Origin of the sequence: Vibrio sp. LQ2, assembly GCF_023920125.1 — a bacterium.
GTDB lineage: Bacteria > Pseudomonadota > Gammaproteobacteria > Enterobacterales > Vibrionaceae > Vibrio > Vibrio fluvialis.
The window spans coordinates 2,157,537-2,178,324 of record NZ_CP085308.1 but is presented as its reverse complement, the minus strand read 5'-3'; the positions used below and the strand labels follow the sequence as shown (position 1 = coordinate 2,178,324).

Here is a 20,788-nt window from a genome sequence, read left to right as displayed (position 1 = left end):
ATCCTTATTCAACCAGCTTTCTGAGTTTTTTCGGTAACTTGAATTCGCCTCTGCTGCGCGATAGCTCTTTCACCGTCGGAGAGTCGAGCGGGCCTTTCACTTCGTAGTTAACCTGAGTGAAGATCTCGACTACGGGTGATATCACCGTGGTCACCGCCAGCACATACAGCGCTGTGGCCGGGGTTACCGCAAAAGCGGTGAGTACCGGAATGCCGGAAGTAATATCCGGCACGAAATTCACTTCAGCGTCGACCATGCGCGTATTGAGATCGGCCAGGCCTTTGATGGTCATTTCACCGGCCACCGCATCCATCTTGATGTTATTGGTGACAAACACGCCCTGCGACAACTCACCGCTGCCCGTAATCGAGTTAAACGCCATCCCTTTATCAAACACGTCGCTAAAGTCGAGCTGCATCTTGCGGATGATCGAATCAAGACTGAACAGACCAAGCAGACGCGCAGCACCGCTGACATTGGAGATCACTCCTTTACCCAGTTTAGTCTCGAGATTGCCCTGTAGCGTATTGATTTTCATCGACCACGGCGCGCCATCCCATTGGGTACGGCTCGACATCTCAAACGGTGCTTTCTGAATCCCTGAGCTGATACCAAAGCGCTCCATCAGGTCGCTGTTGTTGTCACCTTTCATGTCCAGATTCATTTCGGTTCGACTGGTGGTATCGGTGAGTGTCCAACTGCCGTTGATATGCACTTGGTTGGTTCCACTGGCGACGTCGATGCGTTTCCACATCAAGGTATTACCATGACGCTCGAAATCCATGTTGAGCTTGCCGACTTTATAACCCTGCAGCCAGAAATCGTCGATCACCAGAGTCAGGTTCGGCATCAGCGCATGGAACTGGCGATCAAAGTCTGAAATCAGTGGGGTATTTTGTTTATCAACATCCACCAGCGGCGCTTTGCCGGCGCTGTTGTCCAACTGCGGCAGATACACGTGCAAACGCTTCAGCGATACCGACAGGTCATAAGGTTCAATATAGTTGGCCTGACCATTCACTTCCTGGCTATCAATGTTCATCAGCCAGCCGAGATCTTTTTCCCGCGCAGTGAAATTGACGTCATGCCACTCAATGCCGGCCAGAGTCAGCTCTTTCACCTTCAAATCAACCCGCTGCGGCAACGGAATCTCCGGCGTATTAAGGGAATCCAGTGCTGCGGGCTTAGTGGATTTCGTCTGAGGTTCGTCACTTGCTACGGAGATCCAGTCATCCAGATTGAATTTATCCGTACGCACCTGCGCGTGATGGCCGACAACCGGACTGATTTTGAAACTGCCCTGACCCAACACTAAATTGGTAGCGGTCAGTACCGGTGTCTTTTTGGTAATGTCGATCTCAGCCTGATATTTAGCATTGGGCAGCTGCAGCCGCGCGGAAATCGCTTCCTGATTACCCGAAGCCTGCAAACGTGCACTGCCCGGTGTATTGATGGCTTTACTCAGCGGGTACGGATAACGACTGGCCACGCGCTTGAGGTTCGCTTGTGCATCAATCTGATAGGTGAAACCCACATCATTGAGCTGAATATCCACCCCCATCTGCCAAGGAGCGTCACCCTGCAACCTGCTTAGCCAGCGACTGCCGACATAAGGTGTTAACGGCTTAATGTCCCAGTCACCCACCAAATCGATATTCACCGCATAGCCTTGTTGGGCACTCTCCCCTTTGAAATCAAACGAGATGGGTTGATCCAGCAGTTTGGCCGACAGCCCGGCAGCCGTCACCACATCATTGTCAAACTTGATTCGGCCCGAGACTGCTTCGAGCGTCATGGGCGGTGAATCGATTTCAACGTGATTGCGTTTGAGATCCGCCCAGCCCCAGGCGCGCGGCTCTTTGTCCGTGGTAAACGGAATGTTGAGCTGAAACTCGGAGTTGACCTCACCGCTGACCTGAATCGCGGTCAGTGCGGCGCCCACCGAGTCCACCAGCGGAGTCGCGGTCATGTAATCGCGTACCGCATTGCCCTGAGCAACCGCGGTCGCTTCAATTTCAATATGCCCATCTGGCGCCAGTTCAGGAATGCGGCCGGTAATGCGTTTGGCCTTCACATCCATCAAAGTGGCTGAATGCGAGTCGAGGTACATGGCGTCATTTTCAAACAACAGATCGAGCTGCATGTCGGTGATCGCCGGCCAGGCGGTATCAAAACTGAATTTACCGTCTTGCAGTCCGACCCAAGCCTGAAAGATACCGTTGTGATGACGATAAGGGAAATCTCCCAACTCACCGTACCACACCAGCTTGGCGGTTTTGACTTTGCCGCCCTGAATCGCAGTAGAAAGGTAGTCTGTCAGGTCATGACCAAGCGCCAGCGTTGGCAGATAGCGCCAGGTTTCGCCTGCGTTGTAAGCGTCCGCTTCAGCATAAAACGACAGGAATGGGCTCTTCTCTTTGGGGAAATCGAGACGAAACGCACCAAGCACCTGCAGATCCGGCGTTGCCGCCGTCACTTTATCGGCCCACAACGACCAGCCGGCGTCATCACTTTGCCACACCAAGTCCACTTGTCCCTGACGAATATTGAGTGGCGCCTGGAACACGTCGCCATAGGGCAGCTCATCATCAACCAGAGAGGCTTTGATCACAGCTTTGGTCGGCGTACCGGAAATTTGAGCCTGCAGATGATGCACTTCTGGCAACAGTTCCCATTGCGCCATCGCACCATCCGTCAGCGTGGCCGAGTAACGCAGCGGCGTCTCATCAGCTCCTTGTGCGATCCGCAAGTCTTCCACCAGGCCGCTGGGTTTCAGTTGCTCCAGCAGTTGATTTGTCTGTTTGGATTCTGGCACCAGTTTGATCAATGGCAGCAGGGCTTTGATGTCGAGTTGCGACACATTCAGGCGCCATTGTTGGGGTTGCCAGTCAAGCGCAGCGTCCACTTCCGGCCAAGGCGTATCGTCCGTGCGCAGTTGAAGTGAGTGCGCATTTACCTGCCAGCCTTTTTCGGTCGGCGACAGTTGCACAATGCCTGATTCCAGCAGCAGTTCATGACGCTCATTTTCCTGCCACACCAACTCAGACGGTTTGAGTTCCACATACCCGTCGACAGGCTGGCTGTTTTTCAGCGTCATCCAGGCATTAAAGCTGACTACGCCACGCTCGATGCCCGTTTCATCTTTCAAATAGCGACTCAACCAAGGGCGTACCCGTAGCTTGTCAGCACTGACGTAGAAATCACCGGAGATATCGCCGAGCGAACCGTGGTCTTCGAAGTTAGCACTCACTTGCAATGAGTTAATTTCAGTATCAGCGATACTGATTTCACCATCCGCAAAGTGGCGTTTACCTTTGTTCTTCCAGTGCAGCTTATCGATGTCCAGTTGGCGCATATCGCCCGCCAGAGTCTGGTAAAGCACGGTGGAATCTTGCACGGTGAAATCGTCGAGCTGACGCAAAAACAGGTCATCGAGACGCTGCAGAATTTTGCTCTGCGCATTCGATTCGCTTGAGTCACTGGCCGAATCGTCCGCTTGATTGAGACGCGTCCAGTCAATGGAACGAATATCCAGCTTGAGCTGATGAATAATCAGATTCGCGATAACTGGTTCACGTTGCAGGACGGTTTGTACCAAGTCGAATTCGACGTCAATCCGCCCGGTGTTGAACTGAATTTTGCTTCCATCCGGCAGATTGGCCTGCACACCTTGCAGAGCCAGAGAGGGGTGCGTGTTTCGCCAGAAACCACGCACATCCGTGATCACAAATTGTATATGGCTCTGCTCACTGACCCAGTCCTGAATTTCGCCTTTAAAGCGGTTCATTTCCGGTAACAGCACGCGCAGAGCCGTGATGGCGATGGCCAACAAAACTAGCAGGCTGACCAGCAGCCACAATACAATTCGCCCAAGGCGAGTTAAGGTTGAGATCACCCGTAGTCCTATTACATCATCACGACATCAAATTGCTCTTGCACATACAAAGGTTCGGCCTGAATACGTACTTCCTTACCGATGAACACTTCCAGTTCCGCCAGTGAATGTGATTCATCACCTTGCAGGGTCTCAGCGACCGCAGGTGAGGCATACACCACAAACTTGTCGGCGTCGTAGGCGCGGTTCACACGAGTAATTTCACGCAGAATTTCAAAGCACACCGTTTCCACCGTTTTCACCGTACCGCGGCCTTCACAAGTTGGACAGGTAGAACACAGCACATGTTCAATACTTTCGCGCGTACGTTTACGGGTCATTTCCACCAAGCCGAGTTGAGTGAAACCGTTGATGTTGGTTTTCACACGATCTTTGCTCAGTGCCGCATCCAGTGAAGTTAGTACTCGCTTACGATGCTCTTCTGAAATCATATCTATGAAGTCGATAATGATGATGCCACCCAGATTGCGCAGACGCAGTTGGCGCGCAATCGCCTGAGTCGCTTCGATGTTGGTGTTGAAGATAGTCTCTTCCAGATTACGACGACCCACAAAGGCACCGGTATTGATATCGATGGTGGTCATGGCTTCCGTCTGATCGATGATCAGGTAGCCGCCCGATTTGAGTTCCACTTTGCGCTCCAGAGAACGCTGAATCTCATTTTCGGTGTCGTACATATCGAAAATAGGTTTATCGCCTTCGTACAGCTCCAGCTTGTCGGTCAGCTCCGGCACAAACTCGGACGTGAACTCCAGCAGGTTTTCATATTCCAGACGGGAGTCGACCAGAATTTTGGTCAGGTCGGTGCCAACGAAATCACGCAGAATACGCTGAGCAAGGCCCAGTTCCCCATACAGAGTTGAACGGTTTTTGTATTTCTCGCGACGCTCCATCACTTTGCACCACAAGCGCTTGAGGAACGCGGCATCTTGCGCCAGCTCTTTCTCTTTCGCCGCTTCAGCTGCGGTGCGGATGATGAAGCCACCGTGCTCATCACAGTAGTGGGCAACGACTTCTTTGAGACGTTCACGCTCGGCTTCGCTTTCAATCCGCTGCGATACGCCGACATGGCTGGCACCCGGCATATAAACCAGATAACGCGAAGGTAAGGTGATATCGGTGGTCAGACGCGCGCCTTTGGTGCCGAGCGGATCTTTGACCACTTGCACCACGATATCCTGTCCCTGGCGAACCAGCTCAGAAATGTCACGCACCTGAAATTGTTGTTTCTCGGTTTCAGCCACACACTCGGTGTGCGGTACGATGTCAGAGGCATGGAGAAAAGCCGCTTTGTCGAGCCCGATGTCGACAAACGCCGCTTGCATACCCGGCAGGACACGACTGACTTTACCTTTATAGATATTGCCGACAATGCCCCGTTTTGCTTCACGTTCGATATGGATTTCTTGAAGAACACCGCCTTCAATCATCGCCACGCGAGTTTCACTCGGCGTGACGTTTAAGAGCAACTCTGCACTCATGAGCGCACCTCAATAGTTTTAAATTATAAGAATTCGTGCAAGAGCTGGTCAGTTTCGTAGAGTGGTAGCCCGACGACGGCGTAATAGCTACCTTCTATTCTTGTTACAAATCGTCCACCCAATCCCTGAATGCCATAACTGCCAGCTTTATCGCGAGGTTCACCGCTTTGCCAATATTGTTCGATTTCTTCTGCTGACAAAACTTTAAACCATACATCTGTGGTCACTACCACAGAACGAACCTGCTGTTGTGTAGCGACCGTTACCGCCGTCATAACCTGATGACGGTTACCTGATAAGTGTTGCAACATCCATTGTGCGTCCGCAAAGTCATGCGGTTTTTCCAGCACCAGTCCATCCTGAACAACAATGGTGTCAGAACCCAGTACCACAACGTCTTCCGCCGCCAGCTGCAAACCAGCCAGCGCTTTATCACGTGATAAACGTTCTACGTACTGCGCTGCGTTTTCGTCACTTTGCTGGGATTCCTCAACATTGGGAACCAGAATCTCAAACTGATACCCCAGTTGAGACAGCAATTCCCGGCGTCGCGGCGAACCCGATGCCAGGATCAGTTTTCTATTAATCATTGTTGGCCACTATTTTACATGCCAGTGACGCCGAACTCGGCGCAGCAATAAAAACAACCACGGCCAAAGTATACAGCTAATTAAACCACTCCAGAGTGACAAAGGGTTGAATGTCACATCCTGAATCAAATATTCGCCGAAGAAAATCAGCACTTCCAGCGCCATCGACAGCAGGCCAATCACGATCGACTGTTGCCACAGAGCCATGTTACGCAGCACCAGGAAGTTCATCGCGACGATGTAGACCACAATCGACATCATCATGCCGCGAATACCGAGCGTGGAACCGAGCAGCAGATCCCACAGCAAGCCCATGACCAGCGCCGTTCCGACGTTGACACGATGTGGCAAAGCACAGACCCAGTAACAGGTCACCAGCAGCAGCCAGGACGGTCTGAGCAAGTCCAGCGAACCCGGCCATGGAATGGTCTGCAAGACTAATGCAAAGAAGAATGAGGCCCAGATAACCAAACGGCCTGCCCAATCATTATTGGCCATTGCTTACGTCCTCAGTCATTGATTGATTTTCCGCACTCATCGCTTTTTGTTGACGATCTTCGTTCGGCCAAATCAGCAGCAGGTAGCGCAGACGATCAAAATCCACCACAGGCTTGGCTTTGATCGAGGCAAACTCACGGCGGGTGTCTTTATCCACTTCCGACACGTAAGCAACCGGATACCCTTCCGGGTAAACGCCACCCAGACCGGAAGTCACCAGTAGGTCACCCACTTCGATATCTGTGCTGGTTGCAATGTGTTCAAGCTGAATCTCATCCGTCTGGCCGTTGCCTGAGGCAATAACACGAATGTCGTTACGAATGTTCTGCACCGGAATGGCGTTGTTTGGGTCAATCAGCAGCAGCACGCGGCTGTTGTGCGCCGCCACGAACGTGACCTGGCCAACAATACCTTTTTCGTTGATCACCGGCTGACCTTCATAAACACCATCAACCCGGCCTTTATCGATCACCACCTGATGACGATACGGCGAGGTGTCCACCGCCATCACTTCCGTGACCACTTTCTTTTCATCACGGACAAACGAGGAACCGAGCAACTTGCGCAGGCGTTGGTTTTCTTCGCGATACTGATCCAACAGGATCAAATCGCTTTTCAGCGTCAGCACATCCCGTTTGAGCGCGCGGTTCGATTCCATCAGTTGCTGACGGGAATTGAAATTTTCGTAGAAACCATCAAACATGCTGCGCGGCAGGTCGGCAGCATACTGAATCGGAGCGACTAAGCTATTGAGTAAAAAACGCACATGTGAGAATGCGCCTAAACGACTATCAGCCAGCATAAGGCTGGCTGACAAAACAACCGCGAAAAACAGGCGCAGCTGAAGGGATGGTCCACGACCAAATATTGGCTTCATCTTATAACAATCCTAGAGTGTATTCGGGCGCCCTTGCGAGCGCCTGACAAGCCATTACTCGTCGCTAAAGAGATCACCACCATGCATATCGATCATTTCAAGAGCTTTACCGCCGCCACGAGCCACACAGGTCAGTGGATCTTCAGCGATAACGACAGGAATACCTGTTTCTTCAGTCAACAGGCGATCCAGATCTTTCAGCAGCGCGCCGCCGCCAGTCAGCACCATACCGTTTTCTGAAATATCAGAAGCCAGCTCTGGCGGACACTGTTCCAGCGCAACCATCACGGCAGATACGATACCAGTCAGTGGCTCTTGCAGCGCTTCCAGAATTTCGTTCGAATTCAGCGTAAAGCTACGTGGCACACCTTCTGCCAAGTTGCGACCACGGACTTCGATCTCCTGAACTTCATCGCCTGGGTACGCTGAACCGATTTCGTGTTTGATCTTTTCTGCGGTTGCTTCACCGATCAAGCTACCGTAGTTACGGCGCACGTAGTTAATGATCGCTTCATCAAAACGGTCACCACCGATACGAACAGATGACGAGTAAACCACGCCGTTCAGCGAGATAACCGCCACTTCTGTTGTACCGCCACCGATATCGACCACCATTGAACCCGTCGGTTCGGAAACACGCAGACCAGCACCGATCGCGGCCGCCATTGGTTCATCGATCAAGTAAACTTCACGAGCACCGGCACCCAGTGCCGATTCACGAATCGCACGACGCTCAACCTGAGTCGAACCACAAGGAACACAAACCAGTACGCGCGGGCTTGGTTTCAGAATGCTGTTGTCGTGTACGCTGCGAATGAAGTGTTGCAGCATTTTTTCAGTCACGTAGAAGTCAGCGATAACGCCGTCTTTCATCGGACGAATGGCAGAAATATTGCCCGGCGTACGACCTAACATTTGTTTTGCAGCGTGACCAACGGCTGCGACGGTTTTTCCGCCGCGACCTTTGTCTTGGCGAATGGCGACTACTGAAGGCTCATCAAGAACAATGCCCTGTCCTTTGACGTAAATAAGTGTGTTGGCTGTACCTAAATCGATAGATAGGTCGTTTGAAAACATGCCACGAAGTTTTTTGAACATATTCTTCGCTCGTCCTGCAAGATATGAAGATGAAAATTGCACTAAATGTACCAATGCCTTGCCATCACAGCAAGGCATTGACGTATAAACATGGACTGAAACACGCAATTTCTAACAGATTCCTAACTTGGGTTAGAAAAAATCGCGAATCACTGTCCGGTCAGGCGGGTCTCACCGCGAAAAATCACTTTGTCGTTGCCACGATGAATACCAAAGGTCACGACCGCCGACGGATCCTCATCCCCTTTGTCGCGCCAGTTGTACTGCAACCAAGGTTGAGAGGTATATTGCGCACCGCAGTTAACACCACTCTCTGAAAGTTGGGGCGAAGAGTGAGCGTCATCATCCAGACGTAGCCAGAAGCGCACCTGTTCGCGTACATCGGCCGTTTCATCGGAAGAAGCCGGTGTGGCAAACACCACTGAACTCTTGCCCGAAGCCACTTTCGCCCAGCTGGAAGACGTATCGGAGCCGATGAGTTTGGAACTCGAGCCACTGCCGGAGGTTGGCCAGACGGTTTGCTTACAGACGTATTCGTTAGGTGTGGCGAAATAGGATCCGGAATCATCTGCGTTGATCGCAAAGCGGCTGCCCTGCCAATATTCCACTCGCAAAGGTACATTAACCGTACTCACCGACGTACCGCCCACGTCCCCGAGCACCATCCGCCCGTAGCGAATATCAGGCTGAGTGGTAAAGCGCTTACCGGTATCCAGTAGCGTCGTGGAAGCCTTCAGTTCCAAGTCCGGAGACGCAAAATCGACACCATCCACTTTATCCGATACGCGTAGGCCAAATCCGCTTTGATATGGCCCATCGACACTGGTGGTATAAGGCGACGCCGATTGCTGCTGTTTTAAGAAGGTAAAATCATTGGTGACCGACAGCGTTGCTCCAGACCAAGCGCCGTCACCAGCACCATCCCACAGTTGCAGGTCATACTCGTCGATACGGTCACTCAGCTCCTCGCCATCACCATCTACGGCCAGCAGCTTCACATCAGCAATTAAGGCTTGTGAAAATGCGCTGTAGTTGGTCGTGGCGTCACTCTGCATATTTTGCGCTTCAACGGTGAAACGATACGGAATCGTCTGATTCATATACACAAAACCATTGTGGTCATCAGCATAGTCCCAGCTATTTTCGGTGATGCTTAACCACGCTGGATAAAAGCGGCCGATATCGCGATAGCCCTGATTGACCGTCATACCAAGGTAAGAGCCTGAGATGTCCGCGTTAACGCGCAGCACACCGACTTCGCTCCAACTCAACCCCGAAAACGGCAAGTAGGTACTATTGATACCCGTTGTGTTGAGTTGCTCAAGCGTGCCATCTAACGTGCCATCATTGCCATCGGCAGGCTGCGCAACCTGATGGCTGAGCACGGCTAAGGCGGCTAACTGACTATTATCCGAAAAGAAGTTTTGCGTGACCGCAGAGCTGCAATAGGCCGACGTTTCAATCGCGCTGCCACCCACTTGCGGCGAGCTGTCGTCACCGGAACTGCTGACCCAACGCAGCGGGCGAATATTCAGGGCAAACAGATTGCCCGCCTTAGTAAAGGCAAGGCTGTCAGGATTGGTAATGTCACCATCCATAGTATTGCCATTTGGGGAGCAAATGGCTAACGTCCACGGGCGCGAGTAGACGGTAAAACTGCCTTGCAACGTTCCGGAGCCTTCCACCGGGCAGTCGGTCAATCCAGAGCAATCAAAACTGCTGTCGGTCATGGTAACGGTTTTGATCCCGGAATCTTCCATCGTCAGTTCACTGCTGGCAGCCCCCTGAGTAAACGCTGGCGCGAAGTTCAGTTCACCCGCACCAGATGTGGGCGCAACCCAAGCAGAACTGACCGTTGGCGTTCCACCATAGTTGATATCCACCACACCGCCATTGTCATCACACGCCAGTGCTTTCAGCTCGACTGTTTGCGGTTTATTTGCGATCACGTACTGATCCGCAGCAGAGAGTTTATACGGCACAAAATGATAGGTTCCCGATACAGAAGCGCTGTCGCCTTGCGGGTTCAGGACGCCAGTAATTGTCACCGTCTGACTGGAACTGGCGGTAAAATCCAGCCAGAGTTCACCGTTCGCGTTGGGGGTATAGCTCCCGTTGCTGCCTGAACCCTTGTCAGGAACCACGGCAAGATTGGCGGTAGTCGGACTGACCGAAATCGTTCCGGTAAAATCGCCGGTCGCCTGATTGTTGCTATCCACCACCTGAAATTCGAGACGCTGCGCAGCGCAGATAAGTGAGTAAGCTTCGGCAGGTTGAAGGGTCAGCGCGTACGACGAGTCCACGGTGGTATCACATGCGCTCGCAACATGGCCGGTAAAGGTAGAGTCGTTGTTAGTGACTTTGATTCGTGACGCAGTGAGAGATCCGGTGAATTTCAGCCTTGCCCCCTGAGCAATCAAACCATCTGAATTGGTAAAACTGGGGGCGTCTAAAAACAACATTGCCGTAATTGAGACATCATTGTTGCTGATAGTGATCGGTGCCGCCCCAATATGACCAAACATCCAGAGGTTTTCAGGAGAACCGCCAGAGTTAATACTCACCCTGTCACCAGAAATTTTTAACGATCGAAAATGCAGATAGACTTTACCTTGCACTTTCAGGGAGGCATCGTTGGTCGAGAAAATTAATTCATCAACCCAATATTCGCCACTTTGCAATGTGACTGTACTGTGATTACTACCGATTTCTATTTTTTTATATTTGCCTTGAGTGAGCGATTGCTGACAGCCATCGTTACAGACAATCTCTTGAGTACCAGATTGAAAGTCGGGCAGATCGCCAGGAAAGCCGGGATAGGTAATTGCGGCATCGTATAGACAACTCTCTGGTGACGAACCATTGTAGACACAGCCACTGTCATGACCAGCTACGGCAATCTGGTTGAAAGCCAACGCGGCTCTTTTAGGTAATACCAATGTATTCCGGTCGCCGTTCAGCTCAAATGTTCCTGAATAGCGTGAACCATTGTAGAAAGAGTTAGACTGAAACGAATCAGGAAAATAATCACAGATGTCCAAAGTCGGTTCAAAGGGCGGTTGAGCTGTCTCCTCACACGCCATTTCGTCCACATCACTGCTGATCACATCAATGTTAACCGAATCGAGGTTGCGCAGATCCGCAAACTGCGGTGTACCAATCAGTTCCCACTGACCAAACCTCAGCAAATAATAACTGAGGTAACCCGTCTTGTTCTGGTTGTTATTCTGCTCGTACTTCAGCCATATTTGATAGCTTCCCCCCAATTCGGTTTCGCTATCCCGAATGATAGGAGAGCTGACTGACGTATCATTGCTCCACAACGGAATGGTCACTTTGGTGTTGTTGCCAACGCCTTTGATCGCGTTAACGGTTTCGGTTAACCGAGCACTATCAATAGAGAAGGTAACGCCGAAGTTACCATCAGAGCGCAACGTGCTACAGGCACCCGAAGTGAAAGCAAAGCTCAACGAGGACCACAACAAAGCCCCGAGCAGAACCATGACACGCAGATATCGTTGACTATTCACCATCACTCCTTCACCAACACTTCCTGGACTCGCTCGACCTGATAGAGTCCGGCTCCACAGAGAACACTGCTTTCAACTTTAAATACGCCTTCATCGTTAAGCTCGCCAAGCTTGTTACATGCAAGTGATGCAGAACAGCCTGAATATTGTGCTATCATGTTTCCCGCCGCACTGACGACGCTGCTCCAGTTATCCTCACACACGCTGCTCACGGCCGCAGAGGCACCCACCGGATACAGTTGAGTTAAGGCAAATTCATTTAACGAATGGGCCGCAAACCAGGCTTTGGTGCCCAGTAAGTCTCGCGACAGTGCATCTTGATTTGACCACTCCATACGGCTGAGTGCGGCCGCAAGGAAGCCCATCACCACGATGACAAAAATCGCGACGATGTATAGGTTTCCTGCCTGTTTTTTCATTCTAGGGAACATTCAGCACCTGCACATCTTGTTCAAAATGGCTCGACTCTCCGTTTTGTGCCAGTCCGAGCGACAAATGCACCACACCACCACGCTGCAGTGTCGGTTCCTCATAGCTGAACGAGCCGGATTCTAGGCTATCGGCAACCTGAACTAAATTACGGGTGATCGTCTGCGCGCTGTAATTCAGGCAGTACTCGACCATATTTTGATACATGTAAAAGCGCTGTGCGACCGACTGACTGGCCAGTGGCGAACTCAAACTAATCGTCGTATCACTGCCGCTCAATGCGATCCCTGCCCCCGAGCTGAACTCATCCTGATTGCTTGGGTTGATGATCATTGTCAGGCCGTCAAAATTCAACGCTGTCGCACTGCCAGAGACATTCCCCACGATAAACGAGAGTTGTTTCTCATCGGCTTCATCAAGTGCATAAAATCCGGAATAGACGATCGGATAGAACGACAAACACTGCTGGGACGCAGTATCGGTCGAAATTGCAAGGCTGTTCGGGATGGCGTGGCGTAACTCCCGCGCCATTTTCTCCAGTACAAACTTAGCTTGGGTTTGAATCCGCTGACGCGCCACGGTATCGGCATAGCCCCTGCTACCGAGCTCGACAAAACCTGCGATACCAAGCACCAGAATTGAGCCGACAATAATGGTCAGGATCATTTCTATCAAGGTAAAGCCACGGGTGCGCATCAGTAATTCCCCCGGTAAGCCACAAACGTGTAACGACCATAATTGCCGGTATCGATCGTCAGTTCGATGCGCTTCATATCCGTAATCGCAGACACAGGTTGAAAGGCGCTGTTGACGTAATCGACCGCAATAAATACCGTGAAGTGTCGATAGTTCGCCGCAACGTTTGTCCCGAGAATATTGGTTAACGGATTTTTCGTTGTCTCCGAGCCACACTCTGAAACGTTGTCACCATACCAGCAGCCGATATAGTCATCGACATCATTGAACTGTGCTGGAGAAATTTCACCCTGATCTTTATCTGCACCTAATTGTTCCGGCGCTGTACATGTTGTTCCGAATTCTCCACACCGAATGGCACCGCCATCAAAATCACTGTTTTGATCAAATCCACGGGCCAGAATCTGACTCATCAGGCTTTGGCCCAAATTCGCGGCCCGAGTCTGGTAATGAGGAGTCGCTGAGCGCTCGACCTGAGGATACAAAAAGCTGATCAACACCACCATCGCGAGGCCAATGATCACCATCGCGACAATACTTTCAACTAGTGTAAATCCTTTGATTGGCTTCATCAGCATGCTCCCCCCGCCACATAACCTTGCGAATTAATGCACACTGACGCAGAACTGTCCGGCGCCGTAATGATGATCGTTACCCCCGCTGCCGCTTCATTTTGCGGATTTCCCAATAGATCGAACTGGATGCGCTGGCTGCTCAGCGCAACAGAAGAAGCGAACGACAGGTTATTGCCTCGCAACACATCGCTGCGTTGGTCGTCGTTCGACAGCGCGCACGCGGCGACAGAGCCGAGACAAGAACTGCTGACCTGCAACACATAGTGGCCATTTGACTGCAGAGCCGCCTCCGAAAGATTGGACTGCATACGACTCACCTGTATCTGACGAATGATGGAGACAGCCTGCTCTTTAGCCGCATAAGCGGAGAAACTGGAGACACCGATAAAACGACTGGCTGCATAGGCGGACAGAATAGCGACCAGCAGAATAACGACGATAAGCTCGACTAAGGTAAAACCGCCTGCTTTACGTGAGTATGCTCGCATCGCGTTCTCGGTTTAAGTAGAAGTGTGAAGAGTCGTATATAAAACTCACCTGCCAGATTGCACCTAGCAGACAAAATCAATCAAATCAGACCGACAATAAAGGCCAGCTAGGCTGGCCTTTACTTATTTAATTCGCACATGAATAGACAGTAATTGTCGGCTCACTAGCTGACGCAGGCATAGAATACGTTACAGCACATTTTGTTGACGTTGCGTTTGCATACCCATCAAAGGTATATGAAATTGACGTGCCGTTTGTTGAGGAAGTACCAGATACAACTGACCAATCTGTATCCAACCCTGTCACAGCATTGCCTATACCGTCGGTATTGCCTTGAGGATAACCATTCATGACTTTTACTTGTGTAGTTCCAACAGTAACAGTTGCCGTACCATCACTTACAGTATCATTTCCATCAATTGCGGCTTTGCCATAAACAATTCCAGCAGCTCCTTGCATTGCTCCTTTCAACCCCTGCAACGACGCTTCGCGGGCATCATCTTGCAGGTTCAGGAAACGTGGGGCCGCAGTCACTGCGAGAATACCCAGAATTACGATAACCACGACCAACTCGATAAGGGTAAAACCGCCTTGTCTTTTCATTATGACTCTCTCTCTTAGCTCAAAATATAAAGAATTATTGCAATGTGACCGTGACACGGCCCGTTTTTACTTCGTACATAAACTGATGGGCTGTTTTGCCTTCTAGCTGCACGTACGTACAAGTCCAATTACTGCTGTCAGCCTGAGCTGAGTACTTAACATTGGAGTTACTGCTGGCATTGCTGACCGTGTCGACACTCGGTGGGTTTTGCAGCAGATTCTCCATTAAATCAATGCAATCCTGATCGCTCAGGCTGCTTGGAAAGTTGGTGTTGTCGCTATTTAGTGCAAACGGATAGCCGTCACGAAAATCGGTATCGGTACCACTACTGTCAACGGAGCGGGAGAGCCAGAAGTCAACGCCGTCATAGTTAACGGTGTTATAGCGCTCCGAGCCTATCGTTGCTGTCGTGCGCCCTTTGGCTTCCCATTGCGCTCGCGCGGACAATACACCGGTTGCATATCCACCTGCAACCCCTTCAATGCTGGCTTTTTTTGCTTCATCGGTCACATCCAGAAAACGGGGTAATGCTGCAACGGCCAAAAGCCCGACAACAACAATCACGATGACCAATTCCACCAAAGAAAAACCAGATTGTTTTTTATACATGCCCAATCCTATCACACTTGCAAACGAAGCCTATTATAGGCTTAACATTTCGAACAAAACATCCGAAGAACGTCAAATTTTTGCATCATGCCGAACTTATGACGACCGATGAAAACCTGTTGTTTTTTAATATTATTTTTATGGTTTGATGATCATAAAAATCAAAATAACAGATGTAGCCCGCCCCCACATTTTCACCATGAATATCTGGCAACGAATTCAGTATCTTTTCATCCGGATAAAGCCAGTTGAATAGCATCGAACAATCGACTTTTTCCCCCTCTCGCGGGAAAACCCAGCCTGACGCAGAAAAAGTTAATACTTTCCCGTCAAACTCAAGTGATGCCGGGCGACCACGCAGCAGCCATTCCTGTTTGTAAGTATTGGCGCGCTCAATAATGCGTTTATTGGCCAGCGCCAGCGCGGTATTTTCCAGCTCGCGATTAACAGGTTGCCAAGCCATTAGCAACGCTGCGATCAAGCTGCACACCACCAGCGCCCAGAGAATCAGCCGAGAGCGTTCCTCTTTCACCGTTAACGTCCCTTAATCGCATCCAGCATGCCCCACATCGGCAGGAAGATACCCAATGCCAGTACCAGAACCATGGCGGCAACGATCACGAGCAGGATCGGTTCAATACGTGCGGTCAGAGTTTTCAGATCGTAGTCCACTTCGCGATCGTAAAAATCCGACACTTCCAGCAGCAACTCGTCAATGCGTCCGGTCTCTTCGCCGACGGCGATCATCTGAATCACCAGTGGCGTGAAAATCCCGGTATTGATCGCTGTTGCCGAAACACTGCTCCCCGCCTCAATCGCCGCTTTCATTTCCATCAGGCGCGCTTCCAGAAACTTGTTGTCCAACGCTTCCGCTGACAAGGCCAACGATTGATTAAGCGGCACACCCGCGCGCAACATTAAAGAAAAGGTACGAGAAAAACGGGATAACTGGGCGCGATTGACGATACTGCCAACAATCGGCATTCGCAGTCGTATCTTGTCCCATTTCTCGCGTCCGGAGGCAGTATTCAGCCAGGCACGAAACGCAAACAACATCGCGACAATCGCCGCCAGCATCGCCATCCAGTAGTTAACGAAAAAATCGGACATCGCGATCAGAATGCGGGTTGGCAGTGGCAACTCAACGCCGAAGCGGTTAAACATCGAGGCAAACTGCGGGATCACTTTGACGTTAAGGATAAACATCGCAATCACAATAAAGCTCACCACAAACGTTGGATAGCGCATCGCCGTTTTAATTCGTTTGCGTGTCTCTAACTCTTGTTCGTAATAATTCGCCAGTTGCAGTAAAGCCTGATCAAGCCGGCCTGTGTTTTCGCCAACGTTGATCATTGAGACAAACAGCGGACTGAATACGCCCGGATGCATCTGCATTGATGCAGAGAGGCCGCGACCATTTGTCAGCTCGGCACACACCTCTTCCAGTGCATGTTGCAACTGCTTGTTCGCACAGTTCTGCGTCAATCCTTTCATTGAACGCAGCAGCGGCACCCCGGCTTTGGTCAGGCTGTAGAGCTGACGACAAAAAATCACCAACACTTCGAGCGGAATCGCAGGCATCAGGAGAGCCCGCCAATCAACACTCGCTTTGCTCGCGCTTTTCCCGGCTGAGATTGCCGTTGGGATCACGCCGCGATTGAGCAGGTTCTCCGCCGCCACTTCTTCAGATGGGGCATCAATGACACCGGATGCCTTGCTGCCATCGGCATTACGTCCTGAATACTGATACGTTGGCATAATGAGCCCTACAGATAAATGGCCTGAGCAACACCGGAAGCATCGCCTTCGCCCAACGCCATCACTTCATCCAGACTCACCACGCCTTTCAGCGCCAGTTCCATCGCAGATGCAAGCAACGGCTTGTACTCTTTTGAAGCCCGGGCCGCATGGCCAAACGCAACCGCATCATTGGCACGCAGCGCATCCATCATATGATGCTCCAGCTCCAGCATTTCAAACACACCGACCCGGCCACGGTAACCGGTCAGGTTACAGTTCTGACAACCACGTCCACGCACAAAATTCGCACCCACCTGATTCGGGAAGCGAACTTCCAGCCACTGCTGTCGAGCATCATCCAGTTCATCGTGAGTTTTACAGTCCGGGCACACTTTGCGCACCAGACGCTGAGCCACCACCGCTCGCACGGCACTGGCCACCAGATAGCCCGGCGCACCCATATCAATCAGACGTAAGGCACTGTCGACGGCGTCGTTGGTGTGCAGCGTCGATAAGACTAAGTGACCCGTCAGTGCGGCGCGCAGGCCGATTTCCACCGTTTCCTGATCGCGCATTTCCCCCACCAGAATAATGTCCGGATCCTGACGCAGGAAGGTGCGCAGCAAGGTAGAGAAATCGAGATCGATCTTCGGATTCACCTGCACTTGGTTTACCCGTTCAATGCGATATTCCACCGGGTCTTCTGCGGTGATAATCTTTTTCCCCGGCGTGTTAAGTTCCGATAGCGCGCCGTAAAGTGTGGTGGTTTTACCGGAGCCCGTCGGGCCGGTGACCAAAATCATGCCATGCGGACGCTTGAGCTGGCGACGCAACCGTACCAACAGATCATCCGGAATTCCCGACTCTTCCAGCTTACGAACACCCGATGTCTGATTTAACAAACGCATCACCACCGATTCGCCGTACTGAACAGGCATGGTGGACATACGAATATCCACGGACTGACCTTTGGCTCGAATGTTAAAACGGCCATCCTGAGGCAGACGTTTTTCGGAAATATCCAGATTCGCCATCAGTTTGAGGCGCAGCACCAATGCAGGAGCTATGTTCACTTCATTGAGCAGGGTTTCATGTAGCACCCCGTCGATGCGCTGACGCAAGCGCAGCAGGTTGGCTTCCGGCTCGATATGAATATCCGAAGCCCCGACCTGAATTGCATCTTCAAACAGCGAGTTGATCAGTTTCACGACGGTTACGTCTTCACTGTCATCATCGCCGATGGTGAAATCAAAGGCGTCGTTCACCTGATGCTCTGCGTGCAACTGTTCTGCGAAAGAGGCGATTTCTTTGGTACGACGGTAGTAGCGATCGAACCCTTCCACCAGCTGCTTTTCTGGAGCAATAACAAATTCAAAACTGTGGTTTGGCAGCTGGTTGAGTAGCGATTCCTGCGCAAATAAATCCGCCGGATCGCTCATCGCAACCCGCAACGTCTCACCGCTGCGGCCAATCACCAATGCCCGCAGGCGACGGGCATGCACTTCCGGCAGCAGTTGAACCGCATCGATATCGACATGCGCGCGGTTGAGATCAATCAGCGGCAGTGAGAGTTGCTGCGACAAGAACGTCAGCATTTGCTGTTCAGTCAGGAACCCCAACTCAATCAGCGTGCTGCCGAGTTTGCTGCCTGTCTGGCGCTGAGCGCTCAGGGCCTGTTCGACTTGTTGCTCAGAAACAATGCCTTCTTCAACCAGCAAATCCCCGAGACGTTTACGCAGTTTAATTTGCATTCGAGGTCTCCTCTAGGCTTGCCAGCACGTTGAGTCGATCGCGAATAAAAGCTTGTGATTGAACCGACAGCCCCACTTTGTTTTGTGCCTGCAGATACGATTGCTTTGCCTCTGGCAGCTGGAAAGCACGCTCCTGCTGAATGGCCAGCCCGAGCCACCAACGCCCATTGTTGGCTTCTTTTTGGGTGAGTAACTGGTAACTTTCCAAGGCGATATCGTTAAACTTACTCTTCTGTGCCAGCGCTGCGCGCAGCGACAGGTATTCCGCTGAAGGACTTTGCGGCAAATACGACAGCGGCGAGAGCGCCGCTTCGGTCTGATTCTCTTTCATCAACAGTTTCGCTAACGCGATGCGCAGCGTTTCACCGTTGTGATTAAGCTCAATCCCTGATTGCAGCAGGTCAAAAGCGCGTCTGACGTCACCTTTGCCATAATAGAGCGCAGCGAGCTTCTGACGCACACGTTCATCATCCGGCGTATAGCGCAGAGCTTCTGTGTATGCGCTGACTGCCGATTCAAAATCGTTACTGTCCAAAGCCTTACTGGCCCGCGCTACCGCCTTTTCAGCCAGTTGCAAGGGCGTCAGCTCAACTTGTTCAATCGACATCTGCACGGATTCGCTTTCAGCTTGTGAGTGAGCCATCGTGGCTGGCGCCGTCACTGTGCTGGCCAGTAAAACAGGAGGCGAAACGAGCTTTTGAGCGCTGGCTTGTTGGCTGACAACACCTGTCAACACATCGCGCTCCGCCAAAGGTGGTTCAGCTACCAGCGGTGTGACCGTCTCTTTGTCCGCGTGGTAGATATTCACCCGGCTGGTGTGTGTTTTTTGTGTCGGCGACGGCTGCGATGCCGACACCGGAATAACCGGTACGCTGGTTGAGGTTTGAATCGGCTCTGCCACGACGGACGCCTGCTGCGAAACAGCCCAGCCACCGACGGCCAAACTGAGGCCGAAACCGCCAATCGCCCAAATCCAGGCGGGACGTTTGGTCACTGACGGAACGTCAGCCGCCTGAATATGCTCCAACGTTGCATGATGCTTCGTTGCGAGCTGCGACAGCGCTTTGTTGATTTCACTCATCAGTGACTCCATCCCCATAGCTGCGGGGTTTTGAATTTCGGTTTACAGGTATCAAACGTGTCGTGAACCGCACTGTATAACTGTTGATTACTGACTTTAGGTTGCTGAGCGAAATAGGTCAGCAACAGTGCCTTATGACACACTTGGTTGATCAGACGCGGAATACCGCGACAAGCCCGCCACAACGCTTTCTTCTGATTCAGCGTAAACAGCTCACCGCTTGAGCCGGACTTGTGTAGCCGGTTATCGATGTACGCAACGGTTTCTTCCAGTGTTAGCGGCCGGAGCTGCGCACTGAAGGTAATACGCTGGCGAAACTGACGCAGATGATGCTGCGCAAGGCGGCTGTCGAGTTCTGGCTGACCGATCAGCACGATTTGCAGCAACTTGGCGTTTTCCGTTTCCAGATTGCCAAACAGACGCAGTGTTTCCAGGGCGTCATCCGACAATGCCTGCGCCTCATCGACCATGGCTATCACTCGTTTACCCGCAAAATGCAACGCCATCAGTTCGGTCTGTATTCGTTCCAACAAATCGCGGTCATCTGGAACGTTCAGTTTGAGTTCGGTTGCGACCGCGCGGCGCAGTTCAGAGCCATTGAGCGCCGGATTGGGCAGATAGAGCAGAACAATGTCCTGCGCCAGATGCGTCAGCAGCATGCGGCAGACCATGGTTTTTCCGGTGCCGACCTCGCCCGTTATTTTGATCACCCCTTCGCCCATTTCCAGTGCCGCGCCAACGGTTTGAATCGCTTCAAAATGAGGCGCCAGACCGAGGAAAAAACGGGTGTCCGGAGTGAGATGAAACGGCATTTGAACCAGGCCAAAGTGTGCCAGATACATAAG

Annotated in this window: 17 protein-coding genes and 1 pseudogene; all 18 read right to left on the bottom strand. The window is 51.6% G+C overall.

The window, feature by feature from the left end; genetic code table 11:
- Nucleotides 1-4: 4 nt before the first annotated feature.
- The 18 genes and pseudogenes from LGV68_RS10170 to LGV68_RS10085 all read right to left on the bottom strand — a co-directional run bounded on the left by LGV68_RS10170 (nucleotide 5) and on the right by LGV68_RS10085 (nucleotide 20,785).
- Nucleotides 5-3,895, bottom strand: coding sequence for a YhdP family protein (locus tag LGV68_RS10170; RefSeq protein ID WP_252536689.1), 3,891 nt, complete (start codon nucleotides 3,893-3,895; stop codon nucleotides 5-7).
- An 11-nt stretch (nucleotides 3,896-3,906) separates the two neighbouring features.
- Nucleotides 3,907-5,376 (bottom strand): ribonuclease G, encoded by a 1,470-nt coding sequence (gene rng, locus LGV68_RS10165; protein WP_020332236.1) that lies wholly within the window; start codon nucleotides 5,374-5,376, stop codon nucleotides 3,907-3,909.
- 23 nt (nucleotides 5,377-5,399) lie between these two features.
- Nucleotides 5,400-5,976, bottom strand: a pseudogene (locus LGV68_RS10160) (Maf family protein).
- Nucleotides 5,976-6,464, bottom strand: coding sequence for a rod shape-determining protein MreD (mreD, locus tag LGV68_RS10155; RefSeq protein WP_020332234.1), 489 nt, complete (start codon nucleotides 6,462-6,464; stop codon nucleotides 5,976-5,978). Before mreD ends, LGV68_RS10160 begins: the two are co-directional and overlap by 1 nt.
- Nucleotides 6,454-7,341 (bottom strand): rod shape-determining protein MreC, encoded by an 888-nt coding sequence (gene mreC, locus LGV68_RS10150; RefSeq protein WP_047459997.1) that lies wholly within the window; start codon nucleotides 7,339-7,341, stop codon nucleotides 6,454-6,456. Before mreC ends, mreD begins: the two co-directional genes overlap by 11 nt.
- A gap of 54 nt (nucleotides 7,342-7,395) precedes the next feature.
- Nucleotides 7,396-8,439 (bottom strand): rod shape-determining protein, encoded by a 1,044-nt coding sequence (locus LGV68_RS10145; RefSeq protein WP_020332232.1) that lies wholly within the window; start codon nucleotides 8,437-8,439, stop codon nucleotides 7,396-7,398.
- 149 nt (nucleotides 8,440-8,588) lie between these two features.
- Entirely contained in the window at nucleotides 8,589-11,972 is a 3,384-nt protein-coding gene (locus LGV68_RS10140) for a DUF6701 domain-containing protein (protein ID WP_252536686.1), read from the bottom strand.
- Nucleotides 11,972-12,400 (bottom strand): MSHA biogenesis protein MshP, encoded by a 429-nt coding sequence (locus LGV68_RS10135; protein ID WP_252536685.1) that lies wholly within the window; start codon nucleotides 12,398-12,400, stop codon nucleotides 11,972-11,974. The genes LGV68_RS10140 and LGV68_RS10135 overlap by 1 nt, the downstream gene beginning before the upstream one ends.
- Nucleotides 12,390-13,094 carry a prepilin-type N-terminal cleavage/methylation domain-containing protein gene (locus LGV68_RS10130; protein ID WP_252536683.1) on the bottom strand — a complete coding sequence of 235 codons (705 nt, stop codon included), beginning with the start codon at nucleotides 13,092-13,094 and terminating at the stop codon, nucleotides 12,390-12,392. Before LGV68_RS10130 ends, LGV68_RS10135 begins: the two co-directional genes overlap by 11 nt.
- Nucleotides 13,094-13,666: a prepilin-type N-terminal cleavage/methylation domain-containing protein gene (locus tag LGV68_RS10125; RefSeq protein ID WP_158146901.1), complete on the bottom strand. Its 573-nt coding sequence runs from the start codon at nucleotides 13,664-13,666 to the stop codon at nucleotides 13,094-13,096. The genes LGV68_RS10130 and LGV68_RS10125 overlap by 1 nt, the downstream gene beginning before the upstream one ends.
- Nucleotides 13,666-14,157: a prepilin-type N-terminal cleavage/methylation domain-containing protein gene (locus tag LGV68_RS10120; RefSeq protein WP_154184797.1), complete on the bottom strand. Its 492-nt coding sequence runs from the start codon at nucleotides 14,155-14,157 to the stop codon at nucleotides 13,666-13,668. The genes LGV68_RS10125 and LGV68_RS10120 overlap by 1 nt, the downstream gene beginning before the upstream one ends.
- A gap of 127 nt (nucleotides 14,158-14,284) precedes the next feature.
- Nucleotides 14,285-14,761: a type II secretion system protein gene (locus LGV68_RS10115; protein WP_158125693.1), complete on the bottom strand. Its 477-nt coding sequence runs from the start codon at nucleotides 14,759-14,761 to the stop codon at nucleotides 14,285-14,287.
- 34 nt (nucleotides 14,762-14,795) lie between these two features.
- A complete protein-coding gene (locus tag LGV68_RS10110; RefSeq protein ID WP_024373447.1) occupies nucleotides 14,796-15,371 on the bottom strand; it encodes a prepilin-type N-terminal cleavage/methylation domain-containing protein in 576 nt (191 codons plus the stop codon).
- 85 nt (nucleotides 15,372-15,456) lie between these two features.
- Nucleotides 15,457-15,903: an MSHA biogenesis protein MshF gene (locus tag LGV68_RS10105; protein WP_252536682.1), complete on the bottom strand. Its 447-nt coding sequence runs from the start codon at nucleotides 15,901-15,903 to the stop codon at nucleotides 15,457-15,459.
- 2 nt (nucleotides 15,904-15,905) lie between these two features.
- Complete coding sequence (locus tag LGV68_RS10100) at nucleotides 15,906-17,129, bottom strand: type II secretion system F family protein (RefSeq protein WP_020433232.1); 1,224 nt, start codon at nucleotides 17,127-17,129, stop codon at nucleotides 15,906-15,908.
- A gap of 8 nt (nucleotides 17,130-17,137) precedes the next feature.
- The gene (locus tag LGV68_RS10095; protein WP_020332223.1) at nucleotides 17,138-18,862 is read right to left on the bottom strand and encodes a GspE/PulE family protein; all 1,725 of its coding nucleotides are present in this window, start codon (nucleotides 18,860-18,862) and stop codon (nucleotides 17,138-17,140) included.
- The gene (locus tag LGV68_RS10090) at nucleotides 18,852-19,943 is read right to left on the bottom strand and encodes a tetratricopeptide repeat protein (RefSeq protein ID WP_020433235.1); all 1,092 of its coding nucleotides are present in this window, start codon (nucleotides 19,941-19,943) and stop codon (nucleotides 18,852-18,854) included. Before LGV68_RS10090 ends, LGV68_RS10095 begins: the two co-directional genes overlap by 11 nt.
- Nucleotides 19,943-20,785 (bottom strand): AAA family ATPase, encoded by an 843-nt coding sequence (locus tag LGV68_RS10085; RefSeq protein ID WP_024373444.1) that lies wholly within the window; start codon nucleotides 20,783-20,785, stop codon nucleotides 19,943-19,945. Before LGV68_RS10085 ends, LGV68_RS10090 begins: the two co-directional genes overlap by 1 nt.
- Between the last annotated feature and the right edge of the window lie 3 nt (nucleotides 20,786-20,788).